The sequence below is a fragment of the Pseudazoarcus sp. NS20 genome, assembly GCF_059703745.1.
In genome coordinates this window covers 23155-47460 of record NZ_BAAKIY010000004.1, presented here as the reverse complement: position 1 = coordinate 47460, position 24306 = coordinate 23155, and the positions used below count along the sequence as shown (strand labels likewise).

24 protein-coding genes and 1 riboswitch are annotated in these 24306 nt (G+C 65.8%); of the genes, 17 read left to right on the top strand and 7 right to left on the bottom strand.

What is annotated here, in order from left to right; translation table 11 throughout:
• Nucleotides 1-6 precede the first annotated feature (6 nt).
• From cbiB to AC6H0W_RS11910, 4 genes are read left to right on the top strand one after another with little or no spacing between them, the layout of a single operon-like run.
• The gene (gene cbiB, locus AC6H0W_RS11925) at nt 7-933 is read left to right on the top strand and encodes an adenosylcobinamide-phosphate synthase CbiB (protein WP_497577401.1); all 927 of its coding nucleotides are present in this window, start codon (nt 7-9) and stop codon (nt 931-933) included.
• Nucleotides 930-1925, top strand: coding sequence for a threonine-phosphate decarboxylase CobD (cobD, locus tag AC6H0W_RS11920; protein WP_497577400.1), 996 nt, complete (start codon nt 930-932; stop codon nt 1923-1925). The genes cbiB and cobD overlap by 4 nt, the downstream gene beginning before the upstream one ends.
• On the top strand, nt 1922-2803 hold the full coding sequence (locus tag AC6H0W_RS11915; RefSeq protein ID WP_497577399.1) for a cobalamin-binding protein: 882 nt from the start codon (nt 1922-1924) through the stop codon (nt 2801-2803). Before cobD ends, AC6H0W_RS11915 begins: the two co-directional genes overlap by 4 nt.
• A gap of 52 nt (nt 2804-2855) precedes the next feature.
• Nucleotides 2856-3170, top strand: a complete 315-nt coding sequence (locus AC6H0W_RS11910; protein ID WP_497577398.1) for a hypothetical protein — start codon at nt 2856-2858, stop codon at nt 3168-3170.
• A gap of 42 nt (nt 3171-3212) precedes the next feature.
• Here AC6H0W_RS11910 and cobO read toward each other — a convergent pair whose 3' ends face one another.
• From cobO to AC6H0W_RS11890, 4 genes are all read right to left on the bottom strand, one after another.
• Nucleotides 3213-3821: a cob(I)yrinic acid a,c-diamide adenosyltransferase gene (cobO, locus tag AC6H0W_RS11905; protein WP_497577397.1), complete on the bottom strand. Its 609-nt coding sequence runs from the start codon at nt 3819-3821 to the stop codon at nt 3213-3215.
• 72 nt (nt 3822-3893) lie between these two features.
• Nucleotides 3894-4670: an ABC transporter ATP-binding protein gene (locus tag AC6H0W_RS11900; protein ID WP_497577396.1), complete on the bottom strand. Its 777-nt coding sequence runs from the start codon at nt 4668-4670 to the stop codon at nt 3894-3896.
• Nucleotides 4670-5689 carry a FecCD family ABC transporter permease gene (locus AC6H0W_RS11895; protein WP_497577395.1) on the bottom strand — a complete coding sequence of 340 codons (1020 nt, stop codon included), beginning with the start codon at nt 5687-5689 and terminating at the stop codon, nt 4670-4672. The genes AC6H0W_RS11900 and AC6H0W_RS11895 overlap by 1 nt, the downstream gene beginning before the upstream one ends.
• A gap of 10 nt (nt 5690-5699) precedes the next feature.
• Nucleotides 5700-7658, bottom strand: a complete 1959-nt coding sequence (locus AC6H0W_RS11890; protein ID WP_497577394.1) for a TonB-dependent receptor domain-containing protein — start codon at nt 7656-7658, stop codon at nt 5700-5702.
• Nucleotides 7652-7882, bottom strand: a riboswitch (cobalamin riboswitch). It overlaps the preceding gene by 7 nt.
• A gap of 53 nt (nt 7883-7935) precedes the next feature.
• Here AC6H0W_RS11890 and cobU point away from each other — a divergent pair.
• The gene (gene cobU, locus AC6H0W_RS11885) at nt 7936-8460 is read left to right on the top strand and encodes a bifunctional adenosylcobinamide kinase/adenosylcobinamide-phosphate guanylyltransferase (protein WP_497577393.1); all 525 of its coding nucleotides are present in this window, start codon (nt 7936-7938) and stop codon (nt 8458-8460) included.
• Nucleotides 8461-8496: 36 nt separating this feature from the next.
• Here cobU and thpD read toward each other — a convergent pair whose 3' ends face one another.
• On the bottom strand, nt 8497-9441 hold the full coding sequence (gene thpD / locus AC6H0W_RS11880; RefSeq protein WP_497577392.1) for an ectoine hydroxylase: 945 nt from the start codon (nt 9439-9441) through the stop codon (nt 8497-8499).
• Between the two features lie 175 nt (nt 9442-9616).
• Complete coding sequence (bluB, locus tag AC6H0W_RS11875; RefSeq protein ID WP_497577391.1) at nt 9617-10348, bottom strand: 5,6-dimethylbenzimidazole synthase; 732 nt, start codon at nt 10346-10348, stop codon at nt 9617-9619.
• Between the two features lie 133 nt (nt 10349-10481).
• Between bluB and cobT the strand changes: the two genes are divergently transcribed.
• The 12 genes from cobT to AC6H0W_RS11815 all read left to right on the top strand — a co-directional run bounded on the left by cobT (nt 10482) and on the right by AC6H0W_RS11815 (nt 22225).
• The gene (gene cobT, locus AC6H0W_RS11870) at nt 10482-11522 is read left to right on the top strand and encodes a nicotinate-nucleotide--dimethylbenzimidazole phosphoribosyltransferase (RefSeq protein ID WP_497577390.1); all 1041 of its coding nucleotides are present in this window, start codon (nt 10482-10484) and stop codon (nt 11520-11522) included.
• Nucleotides 11523-11536: 14 nt separating this feature from the next.
• Nucleotides 11537-12307: an adenosylcobinamide-GDP ribazoletransferase gene (locus AC6H0W_RS11865; protein ID WP_497577838.1), complete on the top strand. Its 771-nt coding sequence runs from the start codon at nt 11537-11539 to the stop codon at nt 12305-12307.
• Nucleotides 12292-12843: an alpha-ribazole phosphatase family protein gene (cobC, locus tag AC6H0W_RS11860; protein ID WP_497577389.1), complete on the top strand. Its 552-nt coding sequence runs from the start codon at nt 12292-12294 to the stop codon at nt 12841-12843. Before AC6H0W_RS11865 ends, cobC begins: the two co-directional genes overlap by 16 nt.
• 67 nt (nt 12844-12910) lie before the next feature.
• Nucleotides 12911-13933, top strand: a complete 1023-nt coding sequence (locus AC6H0W_RS11855) for a nicotinate-nucleotide--dimethylbenzimidazole phosphoribosyltransferase (RefSeq protein WP_497577388.1) — start codon at nt 12911-12913, stop codon at nt 13931-13933.
• Between the two features lie 48 nt (nt 13934-13981).
• Complete coding sequence (locus tag AC6H0W_RS11850) at nt 13982-14674, top strand: diguanylate cyclase domain-containing protein (protein ID WP_497577387.1); 693 nt, start codon at nt 13982-13984, stop codon at nt 14672-14674.
• Nucleotides 14675-14741: 67 nt separating this feature from the next.
• Nucleotides 14742-15707, top strand: coding sequence for a D-glycero-beta-D-manno-heptose-7-phosphate kinase (rfaE1, locus tag AC6H0W_RS11845; protein ID WP_497577386.1), 966 nt, complete (start codon nt 14742-14744; stop codon nt 15705-15707).
• On the top strand, nt 15704-16654 hold the full coding sequence (gene rfaD / locus AC6H0W_RS11840; protein ID WP_497577385.1) for an ADP-glyceromanno-heptose 6-epimerase: 951 nt from the start codon (nt 15704-15706) through the stop codon (nt 16652-16654). Before rfaE1 ends, rfaD begins: the two co-directional genes overlap by 4 nt.
• 5 nt (nt 16655-16659) lie before the next feature.
• Entirely contained in the window at nt 16660-17739 is a 1080-nt protein-coding gene (gene waaF, locus AC6H0W_RS11835) for a lipopolysaccharide heptosyltransferase II (RefSeq protein ID WP_497577384.1), read from the top strand.
• On the top strand, nt 17739-18821 hold the full coding sequence (waaC, locus tag AC6H0W_RS11830) for a lipopolysaccharide heptosyltransferase I (protein ID WP_497577383.1): 1083 nt from the start codon (nt 17739-17741) through the stop codon (nt 18819-18821). Before waaF ends, waaC begins: the two co-directional genes overlap by 1 nt.
• Nucleotides 18818-19942 carry a glycosyltransferase family 4 protein gene (locus AC6H0W_RS11825; RefSeq protein WP_497577382.1) on the top strand — a complete coding sequence of 375 codons (1125 nt, stop codon included), beginning with the start codon at nt 18818-18820 and terminating at the stop codon, nt 19940-19942. Before waaC ends, AC6H0W_RS11825 begins: the two co-directional genes overlap by 4 nt.
• Nucleotides 19939-20757 (top strand): lipopolysaccharide core heptose(I) kinase RfaP, encoded by an 819-nt coding sequence (gene rfaP / locus AC6H0W_RS11820; RefSeq protein ID WP_497577381.1) that lies wholly within the window; start codon nt 19939-19941, stop codon nt 20755-20757. The genes AC6H0W_RS11825 and rfaP overlap by 4 nt, the downstream gene beginning before the upstream one ends.
• A gap of 55 nt (nt 20758-20812) precedes the next feature.
• The gene (locus AC6H0W_RS11815; protein ID WP_497577380.1) at nt 20813-22225 is read left to right on the top strand and encodes a lipopolysaccharide kinase InaA family protein; all 1413 of its coding nucleotides are present in this window, start codon (nt 20813-20815) and stop codon (nt 22223-22225) included.
• Between the two features lie 9 nt (nt 22226-22234).
• Here the strand turns inward: AC6H0W_RS11815 and msbA are convergent, their stop codons facing one another.
• The gene (gene msbA / locus AC6H0W_RS11810) at nt 22235-24052 is read right to left on the bottom strand and encodes a lipid A export permease/ATP-binding protein MsbA (protein ID WP_497577379.1); all 1818 of its coding nucleotides are present in this window, start codon (nt 24050-24052) and stop codon (nt 22235-22237) included.
• Nucleotides 24053-24306 lie beyond the last annotated feature (254 nt).

The following is a 24306-nucleotide window of genomic DNA, read 5'->3' as shown; positions in this document are numbered from 1 at the left end:
CCTGCCATGCCTGAACTCGCACTCAAATTCGCTCTCGGCCTGCTGCTCGACCGCCTCATCGGCGAGCCGCCCAACCGCCTGCACCCGCTGGTGGCCTTCGGCCGCTGGGCGGCTGCGGTCGAGGCCTTTTCCCGGCGCACGCTCGGAGACGGCATTTTCGCCGGCCTGGTGGCCTGGTGTCTCGCCGTGTTGCCATGGTGCGCCCTGGCCTTGTGGCTGCGCGCCGCCACCGACTGGGCGCACTGGCCCGTCGACATCGCATTGCTGTGGTTCGCCCTCGGCGCGCGCAGCCTGCGCGAACACGCCGAAGCCGTGGCGGCACCGCTGGCGGCCGGCGAGCTTGATACCGCCCGCGCAGCCGTAGGCCGCATCGTCAGCCGCGACACGCAAGCGCTCGACCCCGAAGGCGTAGCCCGCGCCGCCACCGAATCAGTGCTGGAGAACGGTCACGACGCCGTGTTCTCGACGCTGTTCTGGTTCGTCATGTTCGGTGGCCTCGGCGCCCTGCTGGCACGGCTCGCCAACACACTGGACGCCATGTGGGGCTACCGCACGCCGCGTTATCTGCACTTCGGGCGCATCGCCGCCCGCGTGGATGACGCGCTGGGCTGGATTCCCGCCCGACTCACCGCTCTGACCTATGCCCTGCTCGGCCGCACGCGCGATGCGCTGCACTGCTGGCGCAGCCAGGCTCCGACATGGAGCAGCCCCAACGCCGGCCCGGTGATGGCCGCCGGGGCGGGCGCGCTGGGCGTTCAGCTTGGCGGCCCGGCACCTTATCACGGGCAGATCGAAGCCCGCCCCGTGCTGGGCTGCGGTGCCCCGCCCGACGCGCACACCGTGCGCCGCGCCATCGCGCTGGTGGGCAACGGCATGTGCTGGTGGCTGGGCGTGGTGACCCTCATCAACCTGCTGTTGCTGGTGGCGCAATGAACGGCGCACCCGCACACGGCGGCCGTCTGCGCGAAGCCGCGCAGCGTTACGGCATTGCGCTGGAGAACTGGCTCGACCTATCCACCGGTATCAATCCGCAAGCCTATCCGGTGCCGCCGATTCCCCCGCAGGTCTGGCAGCGTCTGCCCGAAGAGGAGGACGGCCTGGAAGCAGCGGCCGCGAAATACTACGGCAGCGACGCGCTGCTGCCCGTCGCCGGCACACAAGCCGCCATACAGGCCTTGCCCGCCGTACTGCATGGTGCGCGTGTGAGCCTGCTCACCCCCACGTACAGCGAACACGCCTGGGCATGGCGAGCGAGCGCGCCGCAGCCGTGCACGGCAGACGCCATGGATGCGGCCGTTGCCCGCAGCGACATCGTGGTGCTGGCCAACCCCAACAACCCCTGCGGCACGCGCTTTGCACCCGCCCAACTGGCCGACTGGCACCTGCGGCTGGCCGCACGCGGGGGCTGGCTGATCATCGACGAGGCCTTCATCGACGTCACGCCGGAAGATTCCCTTGCGCCCATCGCCGGCCAAGCCGGGCTGATCGTGTTGCGCTCGCCAGGCAAGTTCTTCGGCCTCGCCGGCGCGCGCGGCGGCTTCGTGTTTGCACCGGCGAGCGTGCGTGCTGCACTGGCTGAACGCCTCGGCCCGTGGGCCGTCAGCGGCCCGGCGCGCCATGCACTGCGCGCCGCACTGGCCGATGCGGCCTGGCACGATGCTGCACGCGCCCAACTCACGCAAAGCTCGGCACAACTCGCAACCTTGCTTGCCGCGCGCGGCTTCAACCCGCACGGCACGGCGCTGTTCCAACGCGTGCTCACACCGCACGCCAACGTGCTGGCCGAACGACTTGCCGCACAAGGCGTACTGGTGCGACGCTTCACCGAACCGGCCGCCCTGCGCTTCGGCCTGCCCGCCAACGCAAGCGAGTTCACGCGCCTGGCCGCGGCCCTCGACCATGCCCTGACTGGAATCCCGCAATGATTCACCGCTTCACTGCCGCGTTGCTACTCACCTTGCTGCCCGCCTTTGCACTGGCCGACGCCGTTGTCGTCACCGATGATCTCGGCCGCGAGGTGCGCCTTGCCGGGCCGGCACAGCGCATCGTCAGTATGGCGCCACACGTCACCGAGCTGCTCTACGCCGCTGGCGCGGGAGATCAGATGGTCGGCGCCGTGTCGTACAGCGACTACCCGGAAGCGGCCAAGGCCCTGCCGCGCGTCGGCGGCTATAACAAGGTGGATGTGGAAGCCGTGGTCGCGCTGCGCCCGGATCTGGTCGTCGGCTGGGGCGAAGGCAACCGCCCTGCCGAGCGCGAACGCCTGCAGGCGCTGGGCATTGCCGTGTTCGTCAACGACCCGCATTCGCTCGACGACATCGCTCACAGTCTGGAGCGCATCGGCCAGCTCGCCGGCACCTCGAAGGTCGCCAACGCCGCCGCCAATGACTTCCGTGAACGTCACGCCGCCCTCAAAGCCCGCTACGCCAGCCAAGAGCCGGTGCGCGTGTTCTATCAGGTGTGGCACTCGCCGCTGATGACGGTGAACGGCGAACACCTGATCTCGCAAGTGATTCGCCTGTGTGGCGGAGACAACGTGTTCGCTGCCCTGCCCACGCTGACACCGCGTATCGGGACTGAAAGCGTGCTGGCCGCCAACCCTCAGGCCATCGTCGCCAGCGGCATGGACGCCGCCCGCCCGGAATGGCTCGACGACTGGCGCCGCTGGGGGGACCTCACCGCCGTGCGCAACGAGCATCTGTTTTTCATCCCGCCGGACCTGATCCAGCGACACAGCACGCGGATTCTGGATGGGGCGGAGAGGCTGTGCGGGCAGTTGGAAGAAGTACGTAAAAAGCCCTGAAAGCACGTAATTTCTTTACCGTCGATTTTTCCCATGTGGATAATCTATCGGCATGAAAAAACTCTTGCTTATATTGGCCTTCAGTCTGTCAGGCCACGCTCTCGCCCAATCCACCACGCATCAGGCCGGTCGCGCCTTGGGAGAATTCAGCGCTGGCGTGGGAGCAGGCATCGCACAGGGCATGAATTCGCTGCAGCCACAGTGGATCACCATTCACCCGCGATCGAAAGACGAATGCATTGCTGAATCGGGCGGTGTACTCAACACGACGTATGCACGATGCCGTAATGGCCGCCAGGAATTTGTGCGTTTCGACGCCAACGGCAACAAGGTCGTCCTCAGCGAGCGCAGCATTCCCATGCGTTGAAGGTCTCCGCCCTCCTCGGTTCAGACTGCGTGCCCCGCAAGCTCAGAACTCAACCCCCGGCATCGCCTGCACGCCCGCCTTGTAGGCATGCTTGGTCATGCCCATGTCGGTCACCGTGTCGGCGGCTTCGATGAGTTCATCCGGCGCTCCACGCCCGGTGACGATCACGTGCTGCATGTGTGGGCGGGATTGCAGGTCGGTCAGCACCGTCGCAACATCGAGGTAGCCGTACTTGAGCGCGATGTTGAGCTCGTCAAGCACCACCAGCCCGATGTCGGGGTTGTCGAGCAGTGCGCGCGCCTGCACCCAGCCTTCCTGCGCCTTGGCGATATCGCGCTCGCGGTCCTGCGTCTCCCAGGTGAAGCCCTCGCCCATCACGTGCCATTCCACGCCCGGCTGATTCCGGAAGAACGCCTCTTCGCCCGTGTCCGAGCGCCCCTTCACGAACTGCACCACGCCAGCGCGCATGCCGTGGCCCAAGGCGCGCGCCAGCACACCAAAGGCGGCGCTGGATTTGCCCTTGCCATTGCCGGTATTCACCAGCAGCACGCCACGCACCTCATTGGCGCGGGCGATGCCGGCGTCGACCACTTCTTTCTTGCGCTTCATGCGCTCGTTGTGACGTTCATTGCGGGCGGCTTCATCGGACATCGGAGACTCCTTCAAATAGGCAATACGGGCGCGCGCTCGATACGGTATCGGCGCGCACCATGAAAAACGCGGTCAGCGCGGCACGAAGATGCGCCGGCCGGCGTGGTCGATGCAGTCCATCGGCTGCGAGAAGGCCTGCTCCAGCACCTCGGTGCGCAGCACTTCGTCGCGCGTGCCGGCCAGCACCTGACCCCGGCCGTCGAACAGCACCACATGGTCAGCCAAGCGCACAGCCAGGTTGATGTCGTGCAATACCGTAACCACCGCACAGCCTTGCGTCGCGCGTTCGCGCAGCAGTTCAAGGGTGCTGATCTGGTGATGCAGGTCGAGATGGTTGGTGGGTTCGTCGAGCAGCATCAGCCGCGGCGCCTGCGCCAACAGCGCGGCAATGGCCACGCGCTGCCGCTCGCCGCCCGACAGGGTCTGCACATCGCGAGTGGCGAAATCCAGCATGCCGGTTTCGCGCAGCGCAGCCTCGGCCACGGCGACGTCCTGCTCGCCCTCCCAGCCCCAGCGCCCCAGATGCGGGTGGCGGCCCACCAGCACGGTCTCGAGCACGCTGGAGGGAAACAAATCGGGCTGCTGCTGCGGCAAGTAGCCACGCAGGCGCGCCAACTCGCGCGGCGGCCAGTCGGCCACGGCACGGCCGGCAATCGTCAGCTTGCCAGCGGCGGGCGGTGCCAGCCCGGCGAGCGTGCGCAGCAGCGTGGTCTTGCCCGCACCGTTCGGGCCCAGCAGCACCAGCACCTCGCCCGCGCGCAGTTGCTGGCTGAAGGCGCAGCACAGCCAGCGCTCGCCCACGCGCAGCGCAAGCTCATCAATGCCGAGCAGGATCTCGCCGGCGGCCATCAGCGCATCCGCCGCGAGAGCAAAAAGAGGAACAGCGGCACACCGATCAGCGCCGTGAGCACGCCCACCGGCAATTGAATGGGTGCCATCACCGTGCGCGCGGCGGTATCCGCGATGGTCAGCAACGTGCCACCGGCCAGCGCCGCTGCGGGCAACAACACGCGCTGGTCGTTGCCGATGACGAGGCGTACCAGGTGCGGCACGATCAGGCCGACAAAGCCGACTGAACCGATCAGCGTCACCGACACGGCAGTCAGCAAGGACGCCAGCGCGTACAACAGATAACGCAGCATGCGCACATCCACGCCCAGCGCCCGCGCACCATCCTCACCCCGCGACAGCACGTTGAGATCACGCGCGAACGGCGCCAGCACAACCAACGCCAAGCCCAACACAATCAATGCCGGCCACGGCTGTGTGGCACCGCTGGCGTCGCCCATCAGCCAGAAGAGCATCGAGAACACGCGAGTGTCCGTGGCCAGCGACAACATCAGCGACACCAGCGCGCCACAACCGGCCGCCACAACCACGCCCGTGAGCAACAAACGCGTCTGCGTCCACGACCCATCCCCATGCGCCAGCCCGAACACCAGCAGCATCGCCCCCAGCGCCCCGGCAAAGGCCGCACCATCGACCATCCACGGCGCGAGGCCGATCATCATCGCGAACAGCGCGCCCACCGCCGCGCCGCCGGAAACACCGAGAATGTAGGGGTCGGCCAAGGGGTTGCGCAGCAAGACCTGCATCAACGCCCCAGCCAGCGCCAGCAAGCCGCCGCAGGCGAAGACGGCGATAGCGCGAGGCAGACGCAGAGTGCGCACGATGTCGCCAGCCATACCGGCGTCTCCGCCGCTCAAGGCCAGCAGCACTTCTCGCAGCGACACGTTGAGCGACCCGGCCAGCAAGGCCAACAACAATGACAGGGGCGCCCCAAGCACAAACAACAGCAGCCAGCCGCCGATGCGACGACGCTCGACGGCCAAACCGTTGTGAGCCGCGTGATTACTCAGGGGCGCCATGCTTCTCCAGTCAGCGCGGCGCGTAACGCACCGCCACGAATGCGCTCAGGCGCTCGGTGGCATAGCCGTTGGCGGTCTGATAACGCTTATCGAGGGCGTTGTTCAGGCGCATTTCAAGTCTCCAGTCAGGCGTGAGCGAGTAATGCGCATACAGGTTGGTGACGCCGTAGCCTTGCATTGTGACTTCTCCTACACCGAACACCGTATCACCACGTCTTCCCTGACCGCGCCACTCAATGCCATACAGCCACTTGCCAGCACTGCGATCGAGCGCCAGCGACCCGGAATGGCGAGCGCGACGGATTAGGCGATCCCCCGTATCAAGGTTCAGAGCTCGCAGATAATCGTAGCTCGCACGCAGATTGAAGCCGGCCAATATCGTGCTTAACCCGACCTCCATACCTTCGAGCTTCGCTTTGCCAACGTTGGTGGCGGTGGCTCCGCTACCAACGATGAGATTGCGCACACGATTGTTGTAATAAGTCGTGCTGACGCTGCTCACACCTCGCTCGAAAACCACCCCGACCTCGCGGCTCAAGGACTGCTCTGGCTTCAAGTCGGGATTGCCGAAGCCGGGATAATAAAGCTGGTTGAAGCTAGGCACACGGAAGCCTGTACCAAGGCTGGCACGCACACGCCATTCAGGCGCGAAGCGGTAGCCCCAAGCCGCCGAACCGGTGTTCTCGCCACCGAACTGACTGCTGCGGTCACGACGCGCATTGAACTGCACATCGTGCTCGCCAAACGCTCCGCCCCACCCGACCAAAAGCGAGTCAAGCGTGCGGCTGCCTTCATCGTAATTAACCGTGCTGTCTACATCCTGCTTGAGCTTCTCGACGGCCGCGAGCAGCGTGCCCCCTGCGAAGGCGATGTCGTGCTGCCATCCTATCTGGCGCTGACGCGTGTCGAATTCGTCATAGCGCGATGCGGCAGCCGGATTGTACGAATGAGAGATGTCTTTGCTCTGGCTCAAGCGCAGCGTGCTGACCCAGCCGGGGCGAAGCTCGTTTCGCATGTGCACGCCGAACGATTCCGCCCGCTTGTCGGAATATGAATCATAGGTGGCGAATGCGCTGTCATAGTGATTGCGCCCCTCTGAGTGGAAAAACGAGAAGCCGACCTCATCGCGCTCACGGAACCCCAGTGAGAGGGAGCCGTTGGCGTAATCATTACGGAAGCCGTCACGATCGCTGTTGGTGCCATTCGACACCAGCGGCTGGGCATCGAAAGCACGCGTACGATCATGGCCGACGTCAAATTGGTAGCGAAGCGCGCCTTTAGCGCCCGAGATACCTGCGCTAGCGCTGTAGGTATCGCGACTGCCGGCACCGATCCGGGCGCGCGGCGTGATGCCATCGCCTGTATTGCGACGGGTGATGATGTTGATGACCCCGCCCAACGCATCGGCCCCGTAGAGTGCACTTGCCGGGCCGCGCAGAATCTCGATGCGCTCTACCATTTGAAGCGGAACCATTTCAAGAGTGGGCGAGCCGCTGGTTGCGGAGCCAATCCTCATGCCGTCCACCAACACCAGCGTGTGATTCGAATTGGCGCCCCGAATGAATACGGAGCTGGTGGAGCCAGGACCACCATTCGCAGCAACCTGCACACCGGGCCGGCTGGCCAGCAACTGCACCAACGTGGTTTGACCTGCGCGCTCAATCTCCTCGCGCTGCACCACATCGACGCTAGACAACACCTCGTCGGCCGACTGCGCTTGGCGTGTAGCGGTAACCACCACCGGACGAAGCTCGTCGCCCGCATCCGATTGCGCAAATACAGAAAACGGAAACACCGAAGCCACCGCGAGCGCGGTAGCTGTAATTTTGAAATGCATGAGACAGGCTCCCTGACGGCCAGCCGCGCGTCCCCGCCCGGCCATGCCGAAATCAAATTCGAAGCCACGAAGGGAAAGAAAAGGGACTCTGTGAAAAACAGGTCGCGCCGCCACCCCGCGGAACTTCGCCATTTGTGTTCCGAGGCCGGTATCCGGGCTCGTGGGCTGGCCGAAACTGCGTCGACCGGCGCATCGCCTTCCCGGGCCGGAGCCCAGTGGCGTTTTCGATGCGCTTTGCTTCCACTTACCGTTGCGGGGGCAGCACAGGCCTGGCGGCGGGGGTTCCGTCGCGCACCTGTTTCCCGTTTAACCCTGGGCGAGAATCGCCTTAGGGCACCTGAAACACGATCGCCCCTTGCGGAGCGAAGCGCGCATGATAGCCTGATTCATCTCTGGATATTTCGCGCCAATGAGCCTTCATCTGATCTTGGGTGGCGCCCGCTCGGGCAAAAGCCGCCACGCCGAACAACTCGCATATGCCAATGGCGGGCCGGTCTGCGTCATCGTTACCGCAGAGCCCCTGGACGCGGAAATGGCCGAGCGCATCCGCCGCCATCAGGCCGACCGGCCTGCCGGATGGCGCACGGAAGAAGCCCCGCTCCACCTGGCCGATGCATTGTTGCGCGAAGCCAAAAAAGGCCGGGTGGTGGTGGTCGATTGCCTCACGCTGTGGCTCGCCAATCTGCTTGGCGACGCATCACCGAAATGCGAGGAGATGCTGTTGCGCGAGCGCAACAAGCTGCTAGAACTGCTGCCCACCCTGCCCGGCAACGTGCTGTTGGTCGCCAACGAGACAGGGCTGGGCCTGGTGCCCGAAACCCCGCTCGGCCGGCGTTTCCGCGATGAGGCCGGCTGGCTCAATCAGGCCGTGGCGCAGCGTTGCGACCGGGTGAGTTTCATTGCGGCGGGCCTTCCGCTGCATCTGAAGGGGTGAGTTTTCGTCGCCGGAGAATCTTCCGGCAGTGAGGGCTCACACCTTCACCGGCCACGGTCGCCACACCTCATCCGCCTCGTGCGACAGGAAGCGCGGCCGCCGCTGCGAAGCAGCGTAGGGCTCATCGCACGCGTTGTCTCGCCGGTTGTAGACGAAGAACACGTTGCTGCGCGGGTCCGGCGACATGTTGGCGTTGGAGCCGTGGAGCGTGTTGCAGTCGAACAGCAGCAAACCACCTGCCGGCCCTGTTGGCGCTTCGATGCCGGAATGCCCGATCAATCGGCGCAGCGCTTCGCGCGGCGGCACCCCCACTTGCTGCACCTTCAGCGACTGCTTGTAATTGGCCTCCGGTGTTGGCCCCACGCACGGCACGAAGCTGCGATGTGAGCCGGGCACCAGCATCAACGGGCCGTTGAAGTGATGGTTGTCGGTAAGGATGATCGACGCACTCACCGCGTGCATGGCCGGCATGCCGTCCTCGGCGTGCCAGGTTTCGAAGTCCGAATGCCAGTTGAAGCCTTTGCCTTCGAAGCCGGGCTTGTAGTTGATGCGCGACTGATGCACATACGGTTCACCGCCGAGAATCTGCCGCGCACGAGACGTCAGGCGCTCGTCACCAGCCAGCCGCGCAAAGCGCTGCGACAGGAAATGCACCGCAAACAGCGAACGGATTTCCTGATGCTCCGGCTCGGTGATGCTGAAGTCGCGCCCACGAAATTCGGGGCGCTCCAACAGCACGTTCAGTTCGGCACTCAATTCCGCTATTTCATCGCTTGAAAGAAACTGCGGTTCGAACAGAAAACCTTTTTTCTCGAACGTTTCGAGCTGCGATAGGCTCAAGGGTCCGTCACCTGCGCGCCCCTTCACGACCGGCTCGTGGCGCTCCAGCCACGGCCGCTCGGGCGGACGAGAAAGACGGGTCGGGTACGGGTCGTGGCGCTCGGCCACGGACGGGGAAAAACCACGGGATGCGTTGTGCATTAACACCCTGTTCACCTCCTACTGAATCCGTTAACGGGTTTCAATGAATCGGCGACGAAAGATCTTAATGCGGCTCTGTTGCCACACTCACAAACGTCGGCGCCCCCAAGGCGGGGGTCCGTAGCAGCACGTGGAGATGGCCAGTGCGAGTTCAAGAGGTGGGCATGGAAACGGCTTATTTCAAGGCATTGCAAGTCGTTTCCGCAGACAGCGCGTGACGCAGCGAATCCTCTTCCGCCAGCCCGCCCCACGCATCGCGATGCACCAGCGAGCGCAGGTCCAGACGCTGGCGCCAGCCGGCGCGGGCCAGCTCCGGCTCGTCGAGGAATTCATCGACATAGCCCAGACACAAATACGCAAGCGGATAGACGCTCTCCGGCAGACCCAACAGACCGGCAAGCTCGGCCGGGTCGATGATGCTTACCCAGCCCACCCCCACGCCCTCGGCGCGCGCTGCCAGCCACAGGTTCTGAACCGCCAGGCAGGTGCTGAAGAGGTCGGTGTCGAGCATGCTGCTGCGCCCGAGCACATGCGGCCCGCCGCGCTGGCGGTCACAGGTGATGCACAGGTTGAAAGGCGTTTCCAGAATGCCTTCGAGCTTGAGGCTGCGGTACAGCACGCCGCGCTGACCTTCGTGCAAGGTGGCGGCACGGGCGTTCTCGCGGTCGAACGCCGCCTTCACGCGCTGGCGCACGGCGCGGTCGGACACCACCACGAAATCCCACGGCTGCATGAAGCCCACCGAAGGCGCGTGGTGTGCCGCCGCCAGCAAGCGGGCCAGCACCGCGTCGGGGATCGGGTCGGCGCGAAACTGCGCGCGCACGTCGCGCCGCTCGAAAATGGCGCGATACACGCCATGGCGCTCTGCGTCGTTGAAGCCGTGTTGCTTGTCGGGGTGATCACTCATGTCTGTTTGCGCGCGGCCGATTCGAAGAGCCCGTCTTGTACTCCGCTTGCCGGCCGCGAGACAAGCCCGCGCATGTCGTGAGAGGCCGGCGGCGAGTGCTAACATCCGCCGCTTCACGTGCTCACTGCCCGCCATGCCCTTTGAAATCCTGCCGCTGGACCGCCGCCTTGCCCCTACCCTGCAGGCGCGCATCGACGCCAAGACCAAGCCGCTCGGCGCGCTCGGGCGCCTCGAGGCGCTGGCGCTGCAGCTCGGGCTGATCCAGAACACCACCGAGCCATGTTTGAACGCGCCACGCATGCTGGTCTTCGCCGGCGACCACGGCGCGGTCAAGGCCGGCATTTCTGCCTACCCGCAAGACGTGACCTGGCAGATGGTGGAGAACTTTCTGGCCGGCGGCGCAGCCATCAACGTGTTTTCGCGCCTGGCCGGGCTGCAGCTGGCAGTGGTGGATGCCGGCGTGGCGCACGACTTCGCGCCGCGTGCAGGGCTGATAGACGCCAAGATTGCCCACGGAACGGCCAACTACCTGGAAACCCGCGCCATCGAGCCGGACGCGCTGGACGCCGCGCTCGAGCGTGGCCGCCAACTCGCGCACGACGCGGCCGCGGCCGGGTGCAACGCCCTCGGGCTGGGCGAAATGGGCATCGGCAACACCGCCTCGGCCTCGTTGCTGACGCGCTGCCTCACCGGCCTGCCGCTGGCCGATGTCACCGGCCGCGGCGCAGGGCTGGATGACGCCGGCGTGGCGCGCAAGCTCACCTTGCTCGAACAGGCGCTGGCACGCGGCGGCCGGCCGTCCAACGCTTACGAGGCGCTGATGCAATACGGCGGCTTCGAGATCGCGATGATGGCCGGCGCCATGCTCGGCGCGGCCGAAAAGCGCATGGTGATCGTGGTGGACGGTTTCATCGTCACCGCCGCCTTGCTCGCCGCGCAGGGCATCGTGCCCGAAGTGCTCGAGTACTGCGTGTTCGCCCACTGCTCCGACGAAGCCGGCCACGCCGCGCAACTCGCACACCTTGATGTCGAGCCGCTGCTGCAGCTCGACATGCGCCTGGGCGAAGGCTCGGGCGCCGCGCTGGCTTTCCCCTTGCTGCAGGCCGCCACGGCGTTTCTGAGCGACATGGCGAGCTTCGAGTCGGCTGGCGTATCCGGGCGGGCGCCCGCATGAACCTGCCGCCGCGCCTGCGCGAAGAGCTGGAGCTGTTCTTTACAGCCATGGGCTTTTTCACGCGCATTCCGGTGCCGGCGTGGGTGCCGTGGTCACCTGAGCGCCTCAACCACGCGGCGCGTTACTTCCCGCTGGTCGGCTGGGTGGTGGGCGCGGCAGGCGCAAGTGCCGCCGCGCTGGCACTGACGGTGCTGCCGGCCACGCTGGCGGTGGTGCTGTCGATAGCCGTCACCATCCGCCTCACCGGCGCCTTCCACGAAGACGGCTGGGCCGATGCCTGCGACGGCCTCGGCGGTGGCTGGGAGCGCCTGCAGGTGCTCACCATCATGAAAGACTCACGCATCGGCACCTACGGGGCAGTCGGGCTGGTGTTGATGCTGCTCGCCAAGGCCGCTGCGCTGGTCGAGCTGGCCGGGCACGGTGCGTGGGCGCTGGCCGCCGCGCTGATCGCGGCACACGCCTTTTCCCGCCTGGCCTCGACCAGCCTGATCCATACGCTCGAATACGTGCGCGAGGACGAGCTCTCGAAGGCCAAGCCGCTGGCGCGCAAACTCAGCCGGCGCGAACTGGCGATTGCCGCCGTCACCGGCAGCCTGCCATTGCTGCTGCTCGGCCTGCCCGCCGCATTGATCACAGTGGCAGTCGTAGCGATGGTCACGCTGTATTGCGCGCGTCTGTTCAAACGCCGGCTCGGCGGCTACACCGGCGACTGCCTGGGCGCGGCACAACAACTCACCGAACTGGCCTGCTATCTGGCGATAGTCGCGACATGGAACTCCATCTGATCCGCCACCCGCGCCCGGACATCGCACCGGGCACCTGCTACGGCTCGAGCGACATCGCGCTGGTCGAGCCGGCCGGCGTCGCAGCCGCCCGGCTTGCGCCCTTGCTGCCGCAGACCTTCGAACTGCACGCCAGCCCGCTGCAGCGCGCACGCCTGCTGGCCGAGGCACTCGGCACCCCGCGCATCGATGCACGGCTCGCCGAGATGCACTTCGGCGAGTGGGAGCTGCAGCGCTACGAAGCCCTCGGCACGGCCATCGACGCCTGGGCAGACGACCCGCTTGGGTTTCGCGCTCCCGGCGGCGAATCATCCTCCGAGATGGCCGAGCGCGTGCTGGCCTGGCTGGCCGACCTGCAAGCCACCGCGCCCGACGGCGCCGTGGTGGTGGTTGCCCACGGCGGCCCGCTACGCGTCATCGCCGGCCACCTGCTCGGCGTGCCTCGCGAACGCTGGCTGGGGCTGGACTTTGCGTTCGCACACAGCACGCGCATCGACATTGCCGATTGGGGCAATACCCTCAAGTGGTTCAATCGCTGATGCCCATGGTCTAAGCCGATCGAAGCGGTGCTAGACTCGATGCGTCGTTCCTCCAGAGGCCCCGCGCATGCAATTCCGCATCGACCCCCCGGACAACGCGCTTCAAGGCACGCTGCGCGGCCGACTCGACACGCTCCCCAGCGGACGCATCTGCGCGCTGGCGCTGCAGCTGGGCTTGGTGCAGCAAAGCCTGCAACCCGTCGTACATAAACCCCTCATCGCGATTTTCGCGGGCGACCACGGCGCCATCGCCGCCGGCGCCTCATCACTGCCGCAACGTCAGACATGGGGAGCCGTCGAGCGCCTGCTGGGCGGGCACTCGGTGCTCAACGCCGCTTGCCGCGACATGGCGCTTGCGCTGACGGTGGTCGATGCCGGCGTCAGCCACGATTTCACCCACCGCCCTGGCCTGGCCCACGCCAAGATCGAACACGGCACCGCCAACTACGCCCTCGAGCCCGCCATGTGGCGCTCGCAACTGGAGCGTGCGCTGGAATACGGACGCGGCCTTGCCCACCAGCATGCCGCGCAGGACGGCAATGTTCTCGGGCTGTCGTCCATCGGCGTAGGCGCCGAAGCGTCTGCCGCCTTGCTGGCGCACTGCATGCACGGCATCGATCTGGATGTGCTGGCAGCCGCAGCACCGGACGGACATGACGAAGCCTTGCAACGCAGGCGTGCCTTGCTGGGCCGCAGCCTTGCACGCTGTGGCTGCATCGACGACCCGTTCGAGGCCTTGCGCGAGTTCGGCGGCTTCGAAACCGCCATGCTGGTCGGCGCCATGCTCGGCGCAGCTGAAAAACACCTTGTCGTGATCATCGACGGACTGGTCACCACCAGCGCCCTCGCCGTTGCGCAGCGCATTGCTCCGGCCGCCGCGCAATACTGCATCCACGCCACCCGTGCCGAGCACGAAGGGCACGCTCAACTGCAAAGCGCGCTGGGCGCGCAGCCGCTGCTCGACCCCGACCTCACACCGGGCGACGGCATGGGGCTTGCCTTGAGCATCCCCTTGCTGCGCGCCGCGGCGGCCTGCCTGCACAGGCGTGCGGGCATCGCCCCCGCCGGACAGGGCAGCGGGCGAGGCTGATGCGGCGTCCCGTATAATTCAGGCTTCCGCGCCAAGGACCTTAACGCTGTGCCTGATTTCCTCCCCCTCGTACTCGCCGTTCTCGTCGGCATCGCCATCGGCTTTGCCATTCAGCACGTGCGCAGCCGCACGCCACACACGCCGCAGCACGCCGCCCCTGCCGACGCCGACGATGCCCTCACCGCAAAATTGGCCGAGCGCACGCGTGAGGTCGAAGCGCTGCGCACACGCGTCGCCACGCTCGAACGCCTGGAAAAAGACATCGCTCTGAGCGACCCGCTGACGGGCATCGCCAACCGCACCCTGCTGAGCTCGCGCATCGACCACGCCATCACGCGCGGGCAGCGCTACAACACGCGGCTGGGCGTGATCGTGCTCGACATCGCCGATTTCGCTGCAATCGAGCAACGTCTGGATCGCCAGGCCACCGAGCGCCTGCTGATCGCCGCCGCACGCAAACTGCGCGAGACCATGCGTGCTGAAGACACGGTGGCCTTCATGCAGGGCGGGCGCTTCGCGGTTGCGCTGGAAGGCACCTTCGAGCGTGAGGACATCGACCGGGCACGTGAATCCGCGCTGCGCGCCTTCGCAGAGCCCTTCATCATAGACAATCAGGATGTCGCGCTGCGGGCCCAGATCGGCACTGCGCTGTACCCGGCCGACGGCGCCAACGCCGAGGCCCTGCTGCGCACTGCGGAACACAACCTCAATCACGCCCGCAAGACACCCAGTACCGCCTGAAGCCGCGAGTTGCACCGGGTTCGTGAAATAATCTCGTTCGCCCCTCATCACAGGCCGTCGCCAAGCAATGTCCGCAACACTCCCCGACTTTCATTCCGGCCGCGTCATCGTCGTCGGTGACGTCATGCTCGACCGCTACTGGCATGGCTCGACCAACCGCATCTCGCCCGAGGCGCCGGTGCCCATCGTCAAGGTCGAGCAAGACGAATTCCGCGCCGGCGGCGCCGGTAACGTGGCGCTCAACATCGCTTCGCTCGGCGGCCAAGCCGAACTCATCGGGCTGGTCGGCCGTGACGAAGCCGGCAAGCTGCTGAAAGAGCGCTTGAGCGAATCCGGAGTTGGCTGCCGTTTCATCGAAGCCCCCACGCACCCCACCATCACCAAGCTGCGCATCATCAGCCGCCACCAGCAACTCATCCGCCTCGACTTCGAAGAGAGCTTCGCAGCCGTCGACTCGGCCGACGTGCAAAGCGCGCTGCAGGCCGCCCTCGCCGGCTCGGGCGCGGTGGTGCTGTCCGATTACGGCAAGGGCACTCTGACGCAGGTGGGCGCACTGATTCGTGCGGCGCGGGAACACGGCGTGCCGGTTGTCGTCGACCCCAAGGGGACGGACTTCGAGCGCTACCGCGGCGCCACCGTGATCACGCCGAACCTGTCCGAATTCGAAGCCGTCGTGGGCCACTGCGCTGACGACTCCACGCTGGTCGCGCGCGGCGAAGCGCTGCGTGAATCGCTGGGCCTCGAAGCCGTGCTGGTCACGCGCAGCGAGCGTGGCATGACCCTGTTGCAACGCGGCGCAGAGCCGCTGACCTTGCCTGCCCGCGCGCGTGACGTATTCGACGTCACCGGCGCCGGCGACACCGTGGTGGCCCTGCTCGGCCTCGGGCTGGCCAGCGGGCAGTCGCTCTCGCAGGCCATGATGCTGGCCAACGTCGCCGCCGGCATTGTCGTCGGCAAGCTCGGCACCGCCAGCGTCAGCCCGGACGAACTGGCCCGCGGCCTCGACAACGCACCTTCCGGAGAATCCGCATGATCATCGTTACCGGCGGCGCCGGCTTCATCGGCAGCAACATCGTGCAGGGCCTGAACGCCCGCGGCATCGACGACATTCTGGTCGTCGACGATCTGACCGATGGCCACAAGTGCCTCAACCTCAACGACGCCGACATTGCCGACTACATGGACAAGGACGAATTCCTCGCCCGCATCCGCAGCGGTCAGGATTTCGGTTCGGTCGAAGCCGTGTTCCATGAAGGCGCCTGCTCTTCCACCACCGAGTGGGACGGGCGCTTCGTGATGAACGTGAACTACGACTATTCCAAGGCTCTGCTGGAATGGTGCGCGCCCACGCGCGTGCCCTTCATCTACGCCTCGTCGGCCTCGGTGTACGGCATGGGTCCGGACTTTCGCGAAGCGCGCGAGTTCGAGCGTCCGCTGAACATGTACGCGTATTCCAAATTCCAGTTCGACTGCCATCTGCGCCGCCTCATGGCCACGCTCGAAAGCCAGGTCGTCGGCCTGCGCTACTTCAACGTGTATGGCCCGCGCGAGCAACACAAGGGCTCGATGGCCAGCGTGGCCTATCACTTCTACAACCAGCTACGCGAATCCGGCCGCCTGCGCCTGTTCGAAGGTTCCGACGGCTACGGCCCCGGTGAGCAAGAGCGCGACTTCATCCACGTCGACGACATCGTCGCCGCCAATCTTTGGTTGCTGGACAACCCGAAAGTGTCGGGCATCTTCAACCTCGGCACCGGCCGGGCGCAGAGCTTCAACGACGTGGCGCGCGCCGCCATCGCCTGGCACGGCACCGGCGAGATCGATTACATCTCCTTCCCCGAACACCTGCGCGGCCGTTACCAGAGCTACACGCAGGCCGACATGACGGCCCTGCGAGCAGCCGGTTTCGAACACCGCTTCACCCCGGTCGAGGAAGGCGTACCCCGCTATCTCGACTGGCTGAAAGGTCGCGGCCTGTGAGCACGATGCCCGAACGCGAGCCGGACGACGATTTCGACGCCGCGGCCGGGCCGGTGCGCGGCATTCTCGTGGTCGGCCCGTCGTGGGTCGGCGACATGGTGATGGCGCAGAGCCTGTTCAAGGTGCTGCGCGCGGCCGAGCCCAACTGCATCATCGACGTGCTGGCACCGGCGTGGTCACTGCCGGTTCTCGAACGCATGCCCGAAGTGCGGCGCGGCGTGGTGATGCCGGTCGGTCATGGCAAGCTCGAACTCGGCACGCGCTGGGCGCTGGGACGCGAGCTGGGGCAGATCGGCTACAGCCAGGCCATCGTGCTGCCCAACTCGTTCAAGTCGGCGCTGATTCCGGCCTTTGCCGGCATTTCGCAACGCACGGGCTTCCGCGGCGAAATGCGCTACTGGTTCGTCAACGACATGCGCATGCTCAGCAAGCGGCGCCTGCCACTGACGGTGCAGCGCTTCGTCGCACTGGGGCGCGGCATCCACCAGGCGCTGCCAGACCCACTGCCGCGCCCACAACTGGTGGCCGACGCTGCCAACCAGGCCGCGCTGCGCAAGTCGCTGGGCTTGCCTGAGGGCCAGCGAGCCGTGGCCTTCATGCCCGGCGCCGAGTACGGCCCGGCCAAGCAGTGGCCGCTGGAGCACTTCACCGCCGTCGCCCGCGAACTCACCGCGCGCGGCATCGAAGTGTGGGTGATCGGCTCGGGCAAGGATGCTGAAGCGGGCGATGTCATCGCCCAAGGCGCTGGTCACGGCGTGCGCAACCTCGCCGGCCACACCACGCTGGGCGATGCAGTCGATCTGCTGGCCATGTGCGAAGCCGCCGTCACCAACGACTCCGGCCTGATGCACGTGGCTGCCGCGCTCGACCTGCCGCTGGTGGCGCTGTTCGGCTCATCCACGCCCGAGCACACGCCGCCGCTGGCTGCGCCCGAGCGCGTCGCCATCCGCTACCTGGCGCTCGAATGCTCGCCCTGTTTCAAGCGCACCTGTCCGCTCGGCCACCTGCGTTGCCTGACCGAAATCACGCCGGCCAGCGTGCTCGACGCACTGGCCGGCCTGGGTGTAGCGCAGCCGGGGCGCTGATGCACGTTCTGGTCATCAAAACCTCTTCGCTCGGCGACGTGATCCACACGCTGCCGGCCCTCACCGACGCCGCGCGCGCACTGCCCGGCGTGCGCTTCGACTGGGTGGTGGAAGAGAACTTTGCAGAGATCCCGGCATGGCACCCGGCGGTGCAGCGCGTGATTCCGGTCGCGCTGCGGCGCTGGCGGCGCAGCCTGTTGCAGACCTGGCGCAGCGGCGAATGGCGCAGCATGAAACGTAGCCTGCGCAGCGCACGCTACGACTTTGCCATCGACGCACAAGGCTTGCTCAAGAGCGCCGTGCTGACGCGCTACACCGCTGCGCCGGTACACGGCCTCGACCGCAGTTCGATCCGCGAGCCGCTCGCCAGCCGTTTCTACGACCAGACCCACGCCGTAGCCAAGGGCCAGCATGCCGTCGAGCGCGTGCGCGCGCTGTTCGCGCAGGCACTCGGTTACGCCCTGCCCGACACGCCTTGCGACTACGGCCTCGACCATGCGCGCGTGCTGGGTACCCAGCCGCCTGCGGCTGCACCGTATCTCGTCTTTCTGCACGGCACGACCTGGGCCACCAAACACTGGCCCGAGCTGTACTGGCGCCAACTCGCCGAGCGCGCCAGCGCCGCCGGCTGGCAGGTACGCCTGCCGTGGGGCTCGGAGAGCGAACGGCTGCGCGCGCAGCGCATCGCCGACGGCCTGCCGCAAGTGAGGGTACTGCCGCGCCTCAAACTTGCCGAAGTGGCCGGGCAATTGGCCGGGGCATCAGCCTGCGTGGCGGTGGACACCGGGCTGGGCCATCTCGCCGCTGCCTTCGACGTACCCACCGTATCGGTGTTCGGCCCCACCAGCCCGAGCCTGACCGGGGCATGGGGGCCACGCCAGCGTCACCTCGCGTCCAGCTACACCTGCTCGCCGTGCCTGTCGCAGCGCTGCACCCATGTGCCCAGCGCAGAAGAACGCAGCCGCTTCGACCTCGAACGCGAGCAGCCGCTGTGCTTCACGCAGGTGGGGCCGCAGCGGGTGTTCGACGCGGTCACCGCGCTAGTGCATGAAACAGGGCGCCGACTGCCCGAGGCGGCATGATGCAACTCGCCTTCTGCCTCTACAAATACTTCCCCTTTGGCGGCCTGCAACGCGACTTCCTGCGCATCGCGCAGGCCTGCGTGGCACGCGGCCACGCCGTGCGTGTGTATGCGCTGGAGTGGGAGGGTGAGCAACCCGACGGGCTGGAAATCGTGCTGCTGCCGGCGCGCGCGCTGACCAACCCGGCGCGCTACCGCTTGTTTAACGACTTGCTGCAACTGGATCTGCAGGCCCGCCCGGTGGATCGCGTGGTCGGCTTCAACAAGATGCCGGGGCTCGACGTGTATTACGCCGCCGACCCGTGCTATGCCGAAAAGGCCGCCGAGCGGCGCGGCTGGCTGTATCGCCTGTCGGGCCGCTTCCGCCATTTCTCGGCGTACGAGCGCGCGGTGTTTGCGCCCGAGTCGAACACCGAGATCCTGATGATCTCGACCGTGCAGCAGCCGCTTTTCGAGAAACACTACGGCACGCCCAAATCACGCTTTCATCTGCTGCCGCCGGGTATCGCACCAGACCGCCGGGCACCGGCCAACGCGGCGGAAATTCGCGCGGCGTTTCGCGATGAATTCGGCCTGGGCGACGATCAGCGGCTCGTGGTGCAGATCGGGTCGGGCTTTCGCACCAAGGGGCTGGACCGCAGCCTCAACGCCATCGCCGCACTGCCCGAGGCGCTGCGCGCGCGCACCCATTTCATCGTCATCGGCCAGGACGACCCGCGCCCCTTCCGCATTCAGGTGAAGGCACTGCGCATCGAAGAGAACGTCATCATCCTGCCCGGCCGCACCGACATTCCGCGTTTTCTGCTGGGTGCCGACGTGCTCATCCACCCCGCCTACGCCGAAAACACCGGCACGGTGCTGCTCGAAGCGGTGGTGGCTGGTCTGCCGGTGCTGACCACCGCGGTGTGCGGCTATGCGCGCTACATCAGCGAGGCCGACGCCGGAAAGGTGCTGCCCGAACCCTTCGAACAATCCGCACTCGATTCCACCTTGAGCACCATGCTCAGCGACGATGCCGCGCGTAGGCGCTGGTCGAAAAACGCCCTCGCTTGGGCAGACACCGCCGACATCTACAGCCTGCCCGAACGCGCGGCCGACATCATCGTGGGGGAGCGGCCATGAACCGCCAATGGCTCGCTCCTCCGTTTGACCGCCTGTGGGCCGAGCGTGATGCCTTCGAGGCCGTCGAAGCACTGCAGGGCGAAGTCTTTCGCGAGCTGGAAGCGCGCCGTACCTTGCGCACTGAGGTCGAAGGCCGCGCCTACTTCGTGAAGATTCACCGTGGCGTGGGCTGGTTCGAGATTGTCGAAAACCTGGTGCGCGGCCGCGTGCCGGTGCTGGGCGCCCACAACGAATACGCTGCCATTCGCCGGCTGGAAGAGCTGGGCGTGGCCACCATGACGCCGGTGGCCTTTGCCGAGCGCGGCAGCAACCCGGCCACGCGGCGCTCGTTCATCATCACCGAGGCGCTGACCCCCACCGTTGCGCTCGACGAGCACTGCCGCAGTTGGCGTGACACCCCGCCTGCCCCCCGCTGGCGCCGCGCCGTGATCGAGCGCGTGGCCGACATGGCGCGGCGCATGCATCAGGGCGGCGTCAATCATCGCGACTTCTACCTCGTGCATTTCCTGCTGCACCTCGACCCGCTGCCCACACCGGACAACTTCCGCGTGTCGCTGATCGACCTGCACCGCGCTCAGATTCGCACCGTCACACCGCGCCGCTGGCGCGACAAAGACCTGGCCGCGCTGCATTTCGCCTCGCTCGAAGCGGGCCTGACGCACCGCGACCGGCTGCGCTTTCTGCGCACCTATTTCGGTCGCCCGCTGCGCGAGATCCTGCGCGATGAAACCGCGCTGCTGCAGTTTCTGGAGCGTGAAGGCAAACGTCTGATGGAGCGCTGGGAGCGCAAGTTCGCCCCCGGAGTAGAACAATGAGTACACCGAAAAGCACGGCACGCTTCTGCTCTCTGTTTTGCTACTGGACGCTTAAATGAGTCGACTCGACGCTGCCTCGCTACGGGCTGCCAAGCGCACACCACCGATGCCGTGCAGCGTCGAGTTGGATAACGGCCAGCAGCTCAGCCTGCTTCGCTCGCTTCGCGTGCTGCCGGGAAAGCGCGTGGTGGCCGAGGCAGTGCTTGACGGGCAACGCGTACTCGCCAAGCTGTTCATCTCCGACGCCTCCGAGCGTCACCTGCGCCGCGAACGTGATGGCATCGAGGCGCTGCTGTCCGCCGGCATCGCCACCCCGGAGATCATCTGGAGTGGCTCACTGATTGGCGGCGGCCATGCCCTGCTCACCCGCTTCCTGCCGGACGCCGTAAGCCTTGCCGACGTATGGAAGCGCGCAGCACGCGCGCCCGGTGACGCCGAAAGCCTTGAGCTACTCACACTGATACTGGCAGCGGCCGGCCATATGCATGCGGCCGGGCTCACGCAGAGCGACCTGCACCACGGCAATTTTCTGGTTGCCGGGGAACACACCTGGGTGATCGACGGCGACACCGTGGAACGCCACACGCCCTTGCCAGCGCCTCAGGCCACCGCCAACCTCGCGATTCTCCTCGCCCAGTTACCTCCAGGCTGGGACGAGGCCTTGCTCGGATTGCTGCCTCATTACATTGCCGCAGGCGGCCCGCCACCCGACCCGGCAAGCCTGGCGATGGAGATCCACGCGGTTCGCCAGCGGCGCCTGAATGATCTGCTGGGCAAAAGCCTGCGTGACTGCACACTGTTTGCCGTGCGCAAAAGCTTCACGCGCTTTTCATCCGTCGTGCGTGACGAGGCCGAGACACTGGCCCCGCTGCTGGCCGACCTGGATGGCGCGATGCAGCGCGGCTCCCTGCTCAAAGACGGCAACACCGTGACCGTCGCCAAAGTGCATATCGGTGAACGACCGCTGGTCATCAAGCGTTACAACATCAAAGGGGTTGCGCACGCCATCTCGCGCATGCTGCGGCCAAGCCGCGCATGGCACTCGTGGTTGGCTGCGCACCGGCTGGACTTCTTCGGAATCGACACACCACGCGCACTTGCCATGGTTGAAGAGCGCCTCGGCCCCCTGCGCCGCCGGGCTTGGTTGATGACCGAGTGGAGCCCCGGCGCGGCGCTGCTGGATGTGCTGGACGCGGACCATGAACCGCCCCCGGCTCAAGCCGCCGCGCTGCGCAATACATTCGAAACACTGTGGGGTGAGCGTATCCAGCACGGTGACCTCAAAGCCACGAACCTGCTGTGGGATGACGGTCGGCTGATGCTCATCGACCTGGACGCCACCACAGCTCACGCGTCTGCCGAAAGCTTTGCCAAAGGGTGGTCCCGTGACCGGGCACGACTTTTACGCAACTGGCCTGCGCAAAGCCGCCTCGCCGTGTGGCTCGACACAAACCTGCCGCCAGCCTGAGGGCTCTGCTCAGAGCCCCTCTTCGCGGAACTGCACGGCGTGCAAACGTGCATAGTGCCCGCTCAGCTTCAGCAGTTCAGCGTGCGTGCCGCGCTCGACGATGCGGCCCTGATCCATCACCAGAATCTGGTCGGCTTTTTCAATGGTGGATAGGCGATGGGCGATCACCAGAGTACTGCGACCACGCATGACTTCATCCAGCGCGCCCTGAATGTGGCGCTCAGATTCGGTATCCAGCGCTGACGTGGCCTCGTCAAGAATCAGGATGGGAGCGTTTTTGAGGATGGCCCGCGCAATCGCCAACCGTTGGCGCTGCCCGCCCGAAAGCAACACACCGTTTTCGCCCACCAAGGTATCGAACCCTTCCGGCAGCCGATCCACGAATTCGCGCGCATAGGCCATTTCAGCGGCCCGCTCGATGTCGGCTCGCGGCGCGTCGGCGAGATCGCCATAAGCAATGTTATTGGCAACAGTGTCGTTGAACAGCGTGACATGCTGCGTCACCAACGCGATGTGACGGCGCAGGTTACGCAAAGTGTAGTCCTCGACATCGACACCATCGATCAAAATGTCGCCCTGCTCATGGTGATAAAAGCGCGGGATCAGGTTAGCCAACGTCGACTTGCCGCTACCGGAGCGCCCTACCAATGCGACCATCTGGCCTGGCTCGATGGCGAAAGAGATATCGTTCAGCACCGGGTTTTCGCTACCCGGGTACGTGAAGCCTAGGTTTCGCACCTCGATGCGGCCCGAAACACGGTCGCGCTCAACGGTGCCGAGATCGGGTTCTGGCGTTTCATCAAGCTGCTCGAAAATGCTCTCGGCGCCTGCCAAGCCTCTCTGAATCGTTGAGGCCACCTCCGAAATATGACGGATTGGCTTTGGCAAAAGACCCGCTGCGGTGATGTACGCCACCAGATCGCCGGCCGTTGCATCGCCGCGCAGCAGCAAGACGAGATACAGCAAAAAAGCCATCGCACTGTAGGTAACCACCTGCAGCGAGGGAGTAAAAACGGCGCTCAAGCGCACCATTTTTACTTGCTTCTCGGTGTTATTGGCGCTTGCAGCACCGAAGCGGCGAGCCTCGTAGTCCTCGCCCCCGAAGCTACGCACCACCCTGTAGCCCTGAATGGTTTCAGAAGCCACGTGGGTTACATCGCCCATGGCAGCTTGAATCTTGTGACTTTGCTTGCGAAACCTGCGGCTGGCGCGGGCGACCATAACGCCGATCAAGGGCAGCACTGCAAGCATCACCAGCGTGAGCTGCCAATTCATCCAAAGCAGGAAGCCGAAGAGGAAAATGATGGTCAGCCCTTCACGCACCACGATCTTGATGGCGTCGGTGGCAGCCCCCGTCACCATCGTGACGTTGTAGGTGATGCGTGAAATCAGATGGCCGGAGTTGTGCTGGTCGAAATAGCGATTCGGCAAACGCAACAGGCTGCCGAACAAAGCACGCCGCAAATGATCGATCAAACCCAGCGAGACCCTGGCGATGAAATAGCTGCCCAGAAACGTGCCGAGCCCTTGCCACGCGGCAATCGCCACCAGCAGTAGAGGCACGGCGTACAACAAAGGCACGCCAGAGAGGAGCGGCAGCCCCTCGACCATGCCAGCCCCCGATGACGAAAGACCATCCACGAAGAATTTGAGCAAACCCGCCATCATCGGCTGGGCCGATGCGAAGATCATGAACCCCAGCAGGCTGATCGCGAACCAGCCCGCGAACGGGCGAACATAGCTCAACAACCGCAGGTAGATCCTGAGGGAAGTTTTGGCAGAAGCGGCTGGAGGCCGCTCAGCGGGCGGTGTCGGCGATGAACTCATGAGGGCTGGATGGTAGCACGCCAGTGTTTGCGCCGTAGCAAGCCCCGCTGTCGCATTTCGCCCGCAGCCCAACGGCGACCTGCGTAACGGCAGGGAACCCCCAATCGGGGGTACGTCGCGATGAGCGCAGCGAATTGCGACGCCGGCCGTACCCCAGGCATCCATCGCCTGGCGGGACCGGGGGCGCCCGGGAAAGCCGATTCGGCCCCGACAAAACACCCGGGGAAATCTGGCGCCACACAGGGCACCAACTC